This is a genomic window from Methanosaeta sp. UBA356, assembly GCF_002496465.1.
GTDB lineage: Archaea > Halobacteriota > Methanosarcinia > Methanotrichales > Methanotrichaceae > Methanothrix > Methanothrix soehngenii.
On sequence record NZ_DAKC01000133.1, the window covers coordinates 1 to 12,065 of the forward strand.

Annotated in this window: 6 protein-coding genes; all 6 read right to left on the minus strand. The window is 53.4% G+C overall.

What is annotated here, in order from left to right:
• Positions 1-22: 22 nt before the first annotated feature.
• The 6 genes from BP727_RS12985 to acs (BP727_RS13010) all read right to left on the minus strand — a co-directional run bounded on the left by BP727_RS12985 (position 23) and on the right by acs (BP727_RS13010) (position 11,889).
• A complete protein-coding gene (locus tag BP727_RS12985; protein ID WP_013718455.1) occupies positions 23-1,300 on the minus strand; it encodes an adenylosuccinate synthase in 1,278 nt (425 codons plus the stop codon).
• A gap of 45 nt (positions 1,301-1,345) precedes the next feature.
• The gene (gene mptN / locus BP727_RS12990) at positions 1,346-2,245 is read right to left on the minus strand and encodes a tetrahydromethanopterin:alpha-L-glutamate ligase (protein ID WP_286859224.1); all 900 of its coding nucleotides are present in this window, start codon (positions 2,243-2,245) and stop codon (positions 1,346-1,348) included.
• A 419-nt stretch (positions 2,246-2,664) separates the two neighbouring features.
• The gene (acs, locus tag BP727_RS12995; RefSeq protein ID WP_286859227.1) at positions 2,665-4,635 is read right to left on the minus strand and encodes an acetate--CoA ligase; all 1,971 of its coding nucleotides are present in this window, start codon (positions 4,633-4,635) and stop codon (positions 2,665-2,667) included.
• Between the two features lie 535 nt (positions 4,636-5,170).
• Positions 5,171-7,162, minus strand: a complete 1,992-nt coding sequence (gene acs, locus BP727_RS13000; protein ID WP_048131716.1) for an acetate--CoA ligase — start codon at positions 7,160-7,162, stop codon at positions 5,171-5,173.
• Between the two features lie 350 nt (positions 7,163-7,512).
• Positions 7,513-9,501, minus strand: a complete 1,989-nt coding sequence (acs, locus tag BP727_RS13005) for an acetate--CoA ligase (RefSeq protein ID WP_013718459.1) — start codon at positions 9,499-9,501, stop codon at positions 7,513-7,515.
• Between the two features lie 369 nt (positions 9,502-9,870).
• Positions 9,871-11,889 (minus strand): acetate--CoA ligase, encoded by a 2,019-nt coding sequence (gene acs, locus BP727_RS13010; protein WP_013718460.1) that lies wholly within the window; start codon positions 11,887-11,889, stop codon positions 9,871-9,873.
• Between the last annotated feature and the right edge of the window lie 176 nt (positions 11,890-12,065).

Genomic DNA, 12,065 nt, shown 5'->3' on the forward strand with positions numbered 1-12,065 from the left:
ATAAAAGGAAGAGATGCAGATTTCATTCTTCCTCCATATCCCGGAATATGGTCTGCTCTCTTCCCGGTCCAACCGATACCGCAGATATTTCCACACCCAGCAGGTCCTCGAGCTTTTCTACATAATCGCGGGCATTCTCGGGCAGATCGTCATAGTCTTTGACCTCGGTTATATCCTCCGTCCAGCCGGGCACTTCTTCATAGATGGGCTTGCAGCGGGCAAGGTCTGTGGTGCTCTCCGGCGGATAGCCAAGGGTATCGCCGTCCAGATCGTAGCCCACGCAGATCTTTATGGGATTGATGCCCGTGAGCACATCAAGCTTGGTGAGGGCCATCTCAGTGTAGCTGTTGAGATATACGGACTTCAGGCCTAAGACGGCATCAAACCAGCCGCATCTGCGCGCCCTTCCCGTGGTGGTGCCGTATTCTCCACCCTTCTCTCTCATCTGCTCGCCCAGGGAATCGACTAGCTCCGTGGGCATGGGCCCCTCGCCCACCCGGGTGATGTAGGCCTTGATCACTCCCACCACGTTGTCGACCATCACCGGGCCCACGCCCAGATTTGCGCAGGCGCTTCCTGCGATGGTGAAGCTGGAGGTTACAAACTTCTGGGTGCCGTGAATGACATCCAGAAATGCCCCTTGAGCCCCTTCAGCCAGGACGCTCTTCTCCTCAAGGATAGCGATGTTGATCTCTCGCGAGACATCGGCGATCCTGCTCTTCAGTTTCTTTCCGATCTCCAGATACTCATCGATGTAAGGCGCATATCTGACTACAGTCGGGTCGCCGCCCATATCAAGGATTGCTTTCTCCTTGCCAGGCGCGATCTCCTTCAGCTTGGCTTCCAGTAAGGCAGGATCGGTGAGGTCACCCATCTGGACCTCCTCGCGAGCGACCTTGTCCACATAGGCAAATCCAATGCCACGGTTTGTGGTCCCGATCTTTTCCGTCCTCGCCTTCTCACGCAGGCTGTCCAGCTCGATGTGATAGGGCATGATGATCGTCGTCTTGGGATCAATTCCCAAGTCGACCTTGATGCCTTCAGACTCCAGGGACTGAATTTCATTCCATAAAACCCGGGGGTTAAGCACCACACCGGGCCCGATCAGAAGCCTGCGGCCGAAGATCGCGCCGCTGGGAACCAGATGGAGCTTGTATGTCTTTCCTCCCACAACCACCGTATGACCTGCATTGTCGCCTCCCTGGAAACGAACAATGACATCGTAGTTCTCTGCCAGTAGATCTATAACCTTGCCTTTTCCCTCATCACCAAACTGCGCACCGGTGAGTATTGTAAACATACTCCGTGAGATGGCCGGTCACGTAGATAACTATTTTGATGGAAATCATCCCTTTCTGTGATCCAGATTGGAGCAGACATGCTCTGCTATCGCTTCTGTGACATCTATTCCCAGGGCATCATAGATCCCTTTGCCTGAGGGGGTCCCGTTCACCTCTATTGTCGTCAGGCCATCCTTGCTCTCCAGGAGGTCGACGCCGCAATATATGGCACCAACAGCGCGGGCAGATCTTGCCGCCAGGTCCTCCAGCTCACGGGTTTTCGGACAGGGGGTGGGCCGGCCACCCTGCGCCAGGTTGCTGATCCATTCTCCCGGTGGAGCATTGCGATAGATGGCTCCCTGCAATCTGCCGTCCACCACGAAAGCCCGGATATCGCGCGCTGAGCCGGAGGTGACATTGATAAACTCCTGCAGGTAGACCATCCCCCTCCTCTCCACTATCTCCCTCAGACTCTCGATGTCTGCCTGCTTGCTGCTCTTTAAGAGGATGATATCCTTTCCTTTATAGCCGAAAAGCGGCTTGGATACCGCCGTTTTAAAGGAATAAAGGGCCTCCTCGGCAATCTTTGGGCTGGTGGTGGCCACAGTCCTCGGTGTGGGCACCGAAGCGCCATGCAGCCTCCTGGATGTAGCATACTTGTTTGCCGCACTGGAGATGGCTTCGGGGGGATTGATGACTGAAATTCCCAACTCCACGAGGGCAGTCAGGGCCTCGAAGCGAAAGGAGACATCGACCGCCCCCCGCCTCCCCAGGTCGCGGACCACCAGGGCGTCCAGGTCCAGGAGGTTAACGTCGCCGCAACTAAAATCCAGCCTTTTACCGATTCCGCTTTTAAGCTCTGAGAAATCAAGGAATGTCGCATCCATCTGCCGCCGGGAAAATGAGGCCATTAAAGCCTGAGCCGTCCAGTCGTCCCGGTCGGAGACCACGATTCCAACTTTCATGGGCGAGATTTGGCGATCAGATATAATATCTTGATTGTATCCAAGCCTCCCCGGCGTTGAGGGGGCCAGGGCAGGTATCGAGTGGGTAGCGGGATAATTTACCCTAGTGGTTTGCGGAATACGGAATAAAACCGCAGAGGCGCAGAGCGCACGGAGGACGAACGAACGGAGACGACTATTTGCTCAGAAATATGCTATTTTTTTCAAGTGCTGGTAATAAGGTAAATTTCCACGTCTCTGCGAACTCTGCGTCTCTGCGGTTAATATTCGTAGCTGAATATTCAAACACATGGTAGTTACTGAATAAAACCTCAGAGTCACAGAGCGCACAGGGGATCATGAAAAAATGTCGAATTCTTGTGACTAGCGCACGAACCCACACTAAATAGCGAGGAGCCAAAAAGAAAAAGTTATTCCGCTCAGCCGAGAAGCGGAATCATATCGAGTGACTTGGGATTGACGACAGAGGACGTGTCGGCAATCTTCTCTCCAAGGGCCCGAGCTTTGATCAAGGGGCGCACAGGCTTACCTGCCTTGTTCCTGGGGATATCCTCGACAAATACCACATCCGAGGGTATGGCAATCGGACCCAGGGTCTTGCGTACAAAGGTCTTGATATCCTTCTGCAGGTTGGCGTCACCCTCTATCCCGGGGTTGAGGACGGCATAGACCACAATGCTCTCGCCCTTAACCTTGTCTGGCTTGCCCACCACAGCAGCGGCTTTCACTGCGGGGTGCTTTTCGGCTGAGGCTTCCACCTCTGCATTGGAGATGCGGTGGCCCGCCACCTTGAGGACATCGTCTCCCCGTCCCAGGGCCCAGATGTAGCCATCCTCATCCACCCGGGCTTTATCTCCGGAGAAATATTTGCCCGGGAAAGTGGACCAGTAGGTCTCATTATACTGGGCTGGATCCCGATAGATCTCCCTGAGCATGGACGGCCAGGGCTCGGTGATGATGATATCGCCTGTGGCTCCAGCAGCTGATGGCTGGCCGTTCTCATCCACTACCCGGACATTATATCCGGGCAGGGGGAATGAGGGTGAGCCGGGCTTGAGCGGGGTTATGGGCAGGGGGGCTATTACCTGAGAGCAGGTCTCGCTCTGGAACCAGGTGTCCATAATGGGAGCAGCCCCGCCGCCCACATACTTCCTCCACCAGATGAAGGCGTCGGGATTCATGGCTTCGCCCACCGATCCCATCAGCCGGACGGTGGAGAGGTCGTACTTCTGCGGCCAATTCGGCCCCTCATTCATGAACATCCTGATGGCGGTGGGGGCAGTATAGATCACACTGACCCCGTACTCCTCGATGATGGAGAACCAGCGGCCAAAGTCGGGGTAGTCGGGTGAGCCCTCGTACATGACGCTCGTCGCTCCCACACAAAGCGGTCCATAGGCGATGTAGCTGTGCCCGGTGATCCATCCGATGTCTGCTGTGCACCAGTAGACATCGGTATCCTTGATATCAAAGACCCAGGAGGTGGTGTATGCAGGCCCAACGCTGGTCCCGGCATGGGTATGAACTATTCCTCTGGGCTTGCCTCCAGCGCCTGCGGTGTAGAGGATGAAGAGAGGATCTGCGGAGTCCATGGGCAGCGTGTCGAATGTTGCCGGCTGGCCGGCCACAAAATCGTCCCACCAGACATCCCTTCCCTCCTGCATGGCGGTCTCCTGGCCGTTCCTCTTTACCACTACCACCTTCTCGATGTACTCAAGGCCGGCGATGGCCTCATCTGCCTGGGGCTTGGTGGCGATGGGCTTCCCCCGGCGATAAGAGCCATCGCAGGTGATCAGGACCTTTGGCTGGCAATCCTCCAGGCGGTCGCGGACGGCTACGGCGGAGAATCCTGAGAAGACCACCACATGGATGGCGCCCAGCTTTGCGCAGGCGAGCATGGCCACCGGCAGCTCGGGAATCATGGGCAGGTATATTCCCACCCGATCGCCCTTCTTGACCCCCATCTTTTGGAGGGCATTGGCGAATCTATTGACATCTCTGTAAAGCTCGTAGTAGGTTATCTTGCGCACGTCACCCACGGGCTCGCCCACAAAGATGTAGGCCAGTTTGTTCCGCCGCCATGATTTGGCGTGCCTGTCCAGGGCATTATGGGCGATATTGATCTTGCCGCCAGTGAACCATTTTGCAAAGGGGGCTTTCCACTGCACAACATCCTTGTAGGGCTCGAACCAGTCGGCATAGGTCCTGGCCATCTCATCCCAGAACTGGACATAGTTCTCAGAGCACCAGGCTCTCAGCTCTTTCTCCGACTTCATGCCCTTCTCCTTCATCCAGGCCATGACATTGGAGCTCTCCACAAGGTCCTCAGGCGGATAGAACAGGCCGCCATTAGGGTTCTGAGCAGAATTTTCTGTTTTATTATCAACCATTTTAAATCGCCTTACTATATTAGAGCTTTAAAAGGCATTATTTGTCTTTATGTGATTTATTCACCTATGATTAATTGTTTGTGACACTGTAATGCCTTTTAGACAATTAATTTAAGTTTCATTACAAGGATATAAGTTTGTTGAATCCTATTTATGATGATATATTCTCTTTTGACTTATTTTATCTTTAATGGTCTTTTAAGCTAGATTTATGGTGTTTTTTCCCATAATAAATTCTTGTTGATTGAGAAAAGCGAATCTATTGGCTATCTGCAATTGCGTCGAATCCCTGGTTTATTCGGAGGTCATGGTTGGATGAGCATTGTTGTCGCAGCAAGCTGGGAGAAATCGGAATCATATGGTCCAGGAGTGCCGATGGTATTGCCCAGATAATGCCTCTGGCGGGAAATATAGCCGTTTATCACGATTCCTTAATTTTGGGCTTTCAAATCAGCAGCATAATTGTAATCATTCATTTTTGCGTCTATTTGGCATGATCCTTGGAATTAATAAAAAAAAGAGGGTGATATCCCGCTTACAGGTCAATGCGCGGGATGTTGTCCACTGACTCGGGATTAGCCAGAGCAGAAAGGTCTCCGGTCTCCTTGCCCAGGGCCTTGGCCTTGATGACACGGCGCATGATCTTGCCGGACCTGGTCTTGGGGACATCCTTCACGAAGTAGACCTTGTCCGGGTAAGCGACCGGGCCCAGTACCTTGCGGACGTGGACGGAGATCTCTTTCGCGAGCTCGGGAGATTCAGCAACGCCATCTCTGAGTATGACGAAGGCCACGATCTTCTCGCCCTTGACCTCATCAGGCTGGCCGACGACGGCTGCCTCAGCGACCTTGGGGTGAGAAACGGCGGCGGACTCGACCTCAGCATTGGAGATTCTGTGTCCTGCAACCTTCAGCACATCATCGATTCTGCCCTGGATCCACCAGTAGCCATCCTTGTCGCGGGTGGCCTTGTCTCCAGCCAGATATGTGCCGGGCTTAACCTGCCAGTACATATCCCAGTACTCCTTCTTGTACCTGACTTCATCTCTGAAGAAGGCACGGAGCATGCTTGGCCAGGGAGTCTTCTGAACGATGTTGCCGCCGTAACCGAGTGGCACGGAGTTGGCATCCTCGTCAAAGATATCGGTGTTGAATCCGGGCAATGGGAAGCACACGGAGCCGGGCTTCTCGGGTGTCATGACCAGAGGAGCGATGACATGGCATCCGGTCTCAGTCTGCCACCAGGTGTCGATGATTGGTGCCCTGTCAGAGCCGATGTTCTTTCTGAACCACATGTAGGCTTCTGGGTTCAATGGCTCGCCCACAGAGGCCAGGATCCTTACCTTGGACAGGTTGTACTTCTTCACGAATTCCTCGCCGGTCTTCATGAACATCCTGATGGCAGTGGGTGCGGTGTAGAATACAGTGACACCGTACTTCTCAATGATAGACCACCAGCGGCCCAGATCGGGGAAGTCGGGAGAGCCTTCGTAGAGAATGGTTGAGGCGCCGAGGCACAGGGGACCGTATACCACGTAGCTGTGGCCGGTGATCCATCCGCAGTCTGCAGTGCACCAGAAGACGTCATCATCGTGGACGTCCATTACCCAGGAGGTTGTCTGAGCGGGTGTGACGGCATATCCGCCGTGAGCGTGCTCAATACCCTTGGGCTTGCCGGTTGTGCCGGAGGTGTAGAGGATGAACAGCCTGTCTTCTGGATCGAGCATGACGGTCTCGCACTCTTCGGACTGGCCCTTCACGAAATCATCATAATAGACATCGCGTCCCTCGGTCATGGGTACTGCTACCCCGGTTCTCTTGACGACGACTACCTTCTGAACGGAGGGTGCAGTCTTCATTGCCTCATCCACATTGGGCTTGAGAGGCAGTGGCTTGCCGCGCCTGTAGAAGCCGTCAGCGGTGACGACAACCTTGGCCTCAGCATCGTTGACCCTGCTGTTCAGGCCGCCGGAGGAGAATCCAGAGAAGACGATGGTGTGAATGGCTCCGATCTTGGCGCATGCCAGCATGGTGATGGGCAGCTCTGGGATCATGGGGAGGTAAGCGACGACTCTGTCACCCTTGACTACACCAGCGCCCTTGAGGGCATTGGCCATCTTGTTGACCTCGATATAGAGCTGGCCGTAGGTGATATCCCTGGCATCTCCAACGGGCTCGCCGATAAAGTGGTAGGCGACCTTGTCCTTCTTGGCCCCCTTGGCATGCCTGTCCACGGCATTGTAGGCCACATTGATCTTGCCGCCGGTGAACCACTTGTAGTAGGGCTTGCCGGAGTCATCCAGGACCTTGGTGTAGGGCACAGACCAGTCAGCATAGGTCTTGGCCATCTCGTCCCAAAACTCAATATAATTATCAGAACACCACTTGCGCATCTCCATCTCAGTCTTGAAGCCCTTCTTCTTCATCCACTGATATGCATTGGAATACTCAATTATGTCCTGAGGGGTGTTGAAAATCCTTGTCTCTTCCTGCAGAGAAGCAGTCTTTGCTGTTTCAGCCAATTTCATACCTCCTTCAAATCTCGATCTGGCGTTCCCGGCTCCCGATTTTGTCAGACTTGGTTTTTGAAGAGAACTCTATAGACCTTCAGAATGTCTCTTCTGGTCGACTTTCCTCTTAATTGCACATCTTGCGCGTCGCAGGGAGCTCGATGAACTTCGAATCGAAGACTTCTTGCTCATTTATAAAGTTATCGCGATATTAATCATCACTTAAATTAATGGTAATTATTTATCACAAGAATACTGAGTTGCCTTGCATCAATTTAAATATTTTTCTAAAGGAATGCCAAAATAAATGCTTAGATGTAAGCAGCACAATAATATGACAAAAAAAGGATATAAAAAAGTATGCCCGCTCAGATGAGCGGGATGGCATCAACTGCATCGGGGTTGGCCAGAGCGGACAGATCTCCGGTGGGCTTTCCTAATGCCTTGGCCTTGATGACGCGGCGCATGATCTTGCCGGATCTGGTCTTGGGCACATCCTTGACGAATAAGACCGTCTCCGGATAAGCAACTGGGCCCAAAACTGTGCGGACATGCTTGGCCAGTTCCTTCTTCAGCTCCTCAGTCTCCTCCTGTCCAGTCCTTAGGATGACGAAGGCAACTATGACCTCACCCTTGACCTCATCAGGCTTACCGATAACTGCAGCCTCCGCCACCTTGGGGTGAGATACCAGTGCCGACTCCACCTCGGCGTTGGAGATCCTGTGTCCTGCAATCTTCAACACATCGTCGATCCTGCCCTGGATGAAGAAGTATCCGTCCTTGTCTTTCATTGCCTTGTCGCCAGCCAGGTATGTGCCGGGCCTGATATCCCAGTAGGTGGACCAGTACTCCTTCTGGTACCTTTCGGGATCTCTGTAGAAGGCCCTGAGCATGGATGGCCAGGGTGTGTTGCTGACGATATTGCCTCCAGAGCCGAGAGGAACCGGGTTTGCTTCCTCGTCCAGGACATCGATATTGAATCCTGGGAGCGGGAATGTCGCAGAGCCGGGCTTCAATGGAGTTATAGGCAGGGGAGATACCAGGAATGTGCCGGTCTCAGTCTGCCACCAGGTGTCCATAATCGGCAACTTGCCAGCGCCAAAGGTGTTTCTATACCACATCCAGGCCTCGGGATTTATGGGCTCGCCCACAGATCCGAGCAGCCTCAGGCTGGAAACATCGTACTTCTTGGCCCAGGAATCTCCGGCCTTCATCAACATCCTGACTGCTGTTGGAGCAGTGTAGAAGACTGATACCTTGTTGTCCTGAATTATCTTGTACCACCTTCCCAGGTCTGGGAAGTCAGGAGAACCCTCATACATTATGCTGGTTGCACCAAGAACGAGCGGCCCGTACACAATGTAGCTGTGGCCGGTAATCCATCCGATATCGGCTGTGCACCACCATACATCATTGTCCTTAACATCAAAGACCCAGTGCAGAGTCTGAGCGGGTCCCACCTGGTATCCGCCATGGACATGCTCAATACCCTTAGGTTTACCGGTAGTTCCAGAGGTGTACAGGATGAACAGGCGATCCTCTGAATCCATCTTCTCGCACTCGCATGCGTCGGACTTTCCGGCCACAAGGTCGTCCCACCAAATATCTTTGCCCTCTTTCATGGGGACGGCAACGCCCGTCCTCTTGCACACCACTACATTCTTCACCGATGGGGTATTAGCTGTAGCTTCGTCGACATTTGGCTTGAGGGGCAGCGGCTTGCCGCGCCGGTAGAAACCATCCACAGTAATAACCACTTTGGCCTCGGCGTCCATGATTCTGCTGTTCAGGCCGCCAGAGGAAAATCCAGAGAATACAATGCAATGAATGGCGCCAATCTTGGCTATGGCCAGCATGGCGATGGGCAGTTGAGGGATCATGGGCATGTATAACATGACTCTGTCTCCCTTTACCACGCCCAGGCTCTTCAGGCCGTTGGCGAACTTATTGACCTCCTTTTCCAGCTGTGCATAAGTGATCTTTTGAGTGGGCTGATCGGTGGGCTCAGGCACGAATATATAGGCCACCTTATCTTTCTTGGCCCCCTGGGCATGCCTATCCACGCAGTTGTGGGTCACATTGCACTTGCCGCCCACGAACCATTTGGCATATGGTGGCTTCCATTCTAGGGTTGAGGACCAGGGCTCAAACCAATCTGCGTAGGTCTTGGCCATCTCTCCCCAGAACTGGATGTAGTTGGCAGAGCACCAAAGGCGCATCTCGCGCTCTGTCTTGAAGCCTTTCTCTTTCATCCACTTCATTACGTTGGAGTTCTCTGCCAGATCCTTGGGTGCCTCGAATATCCTTGTCTCTTCCAGTAAAACTGATGTCTTTGCAGTTGCTTTTTCCTCAGCCAAATTTACAGCCTCCTTTATAATCCCCACGTCTTCCCAACTCTCCGCCTGATCTATCCTGATGCCAGGCAGCCAGCCCAACGCAGCCATCTGGCATTCTTTTATTGTCGCATTAGGGCCAAAATCCCAGCCAGCAGGAGCCATTGGGAATATTGTAGCGATCGATAATTAACCTGTTTTTTCATTTATAAATCTATCGAGGTGACTTAACGTTATGATTGATAATTATCATTATTTAACGTGATTAACAAAACACTAGGCTTTTAGAAATTGCCATATTGTATGGATGAGAACGTTAAAGCAATCAATCAAGACTTGATGGAAAAAGAAGACTTTAGCTCCGCTAATCTGATAAAAAAAATAGGATCCCCATCAGACGATCTTGGGGATCCCATCCACTGCTTCTGGATTCATCAGGGTCGATATGTCCCCAACCGGGTTTCCAAGGGCCCTCGCCTTGACGACACGGCGCATTATCTTGCCGCTCCTCGTCTTCGGGAGGTCGTTGACGAAGTGGACCTCCGTGGGCGCAGCCACCGGCCCAAGGGTCTTCCTGACGAAAGCGATCGCATCCTTTGCCAGCTCAGGGGACGGTTCATTTCCGACCCTCAGAATGACGAAGGCGACGATCGACTCGCCCTTAACCTCGTCGGGCTTTCCAACTACTGCCGCCTCGGCTATCTTGGGGTGAGCCACCAGGGCAGACTCGACCTCGGCGTTGGCTATCCTGTGGCCTGCGACGCTGAGAACATCATCGATTCTGCCCTGGATGAAGAAGTAGCCGTCCTTGTCCCTCTGCGCCTTGTCTCCAGCGAGATAGACGCCGCGGCGGCCGGGAACATCCCAGTAGAACTGCCAGTACTCCTTCATGAACCTCTCTTTGTCGCCCCAGAACGCCCTGAGCATCGAAGGATAGGGCTTCAATGCCACTATGTTGCCTCCGGATCCCAGAGGAACCTCATTCCCTTCCTCATCCAGGATGGATATGTCATATCCGGGGAGCGGGAATGTGCACGATCCGGGCTTCAGTGGCGTGATGGGCAGCGGAGAGTTGAGGAAGGTTCCGGTCTCGGTCTGCCACCAGGTGTCCATGATCTGGAGCTCGCCTCGTCCAATGTGCTCACGATACCACATCCAGGCCTCCGGATTGATCGGCTCGCCGACGGATCCCAGTAGCCTCAGGCTTGAGAGGTCGTACTTATCAGGCCATTCTGCGCCCTGCTTCATGAACATCCTTACCGCCGTGGGGGCAGTGTAAAGGACGGTGACCTTGTGGTCCTGGATGTTCTTCCACCACCTACCGAAGTCTGGATAGTCTGCAGCGCCCTCGTACATGAGGCTGGTCATGCCCAGAATGAGCGGAGCGTAGACGATGTAGGAGTGACCGGTGACCCATCCAATATCGGCGGTACACCACCAGACATCGTCGTCCTTCAAGTCGAAGACCCAGTGAAGCGTCTGAGCCGGTCCGACGGCGTTTCCGCCCGTTGCGTGCTCGATACCCTTGGGCTTGCCGGTTGTGCCGGAGGTGTAGAGGATATACAGCCTGTGCTCCGGGTCAACCCATACCGGCTCACACTCTTCGGACTGGCCCTTGACCAGATCATGCCACCAGACGTCCCTGCCCTCTTTCATGGAAACGTCAACGCCCGCACGCTTGTAGACGATAATCTTCTCAACTGACGGAGCGCCGCCAGCTGCCTCGTCGGCGTTCGGCTTCAGAGGCACCGGCTTTCCGCGCCTGTAGAATCCATCCACGGTGATGATGGCTCTGGAACCGCAGTCAGCAGCCCTGTCCATCAGGCCTTTGGAGCTGAATCCGGAGAAAACCACGCTGTGGATGACGCCGAGCTTGGCGCAGGCGAGCATGGCGATGGGAAGCTGGGGTATCATGGGCATGTAGATGCTGACCCGATCCCCCTTCTTCAAGCCGAGGCTCTTGAGGCCGTTTGCGAACTTATTGACCTCCTTATAGAGGTCGCCGTAGGTGATCTTCTGGACTGGCTGGTCTGTCGGCTCTGGTATCCATATGTATGCAACTTTGTCCTTCTTTGCGCCCTTGGCGTGCCTGTCCACGGCGTTGTATGTGATGTTGATTTCACCTCCAGTGAACCAGTGGAAGTAGGGCATCTCCGAGTCGTCCATCACCTTAGTATAGGTCTTGTGCCAGTCAACGTACGTCTTTGCCATCTCGTCCCAGAACTCGAGGTAATGCTCATCAGAGGAGCACCAAGCACGCATCTCCTTCTCAGTCTTGAACCCTTTCTTCTTCATCCACTGCATCACGATTGACTTTTCTACCAACTCTTTTGGCGGATTAAAGATTCTGGTCTCGTCCTGAAATACTGTCGTCTTCAACTTCTTGTCTTCTTTGCCAGCCAATTTCAACACCTCCTAAATCAAAGCCTAATATTTCGCGCACTTTTCTCCTATCCCAGGGAAAACTTGACGCGAAGAACCTGCCCGCTGTCCACTCTAATTCGTCATAGAGAACAGCAGTTTTGCACATTTCCGATTTGTCTTTCAGATAAATAAGGTTTTTGCTTGTTAATAATTATAAATAATAA

Coding starts and splice junctions, on each gene's coding strand:
- mptN (WP_286859224.1), bottom strand. CDS start 2,245: ATGAAAGTTGGAATCGTGGTCTCCGACCGGGACGACTGGACGGCTCAG.
- acs (WP_286859227.1), bottom strand. CDS start 4,635: ATGGTTGATAATAAAACAGAAAATTCTGCTCAGAACCCTAATGGCGGC.
- BP727_RS12985 (WP_013718455.1), bottom strand. CDS start 1,300: ATGTTTACAATACTCACCGGTGCGCAGTTTGGTGATGAGGGAAAAGGC.
- acs (WP_048131716.1), bottom strand. CDS start 7,162: ATGAAATTGGCTGAAACAGCAAAGACTGCTTCTCTGCAGGAAGAGACA.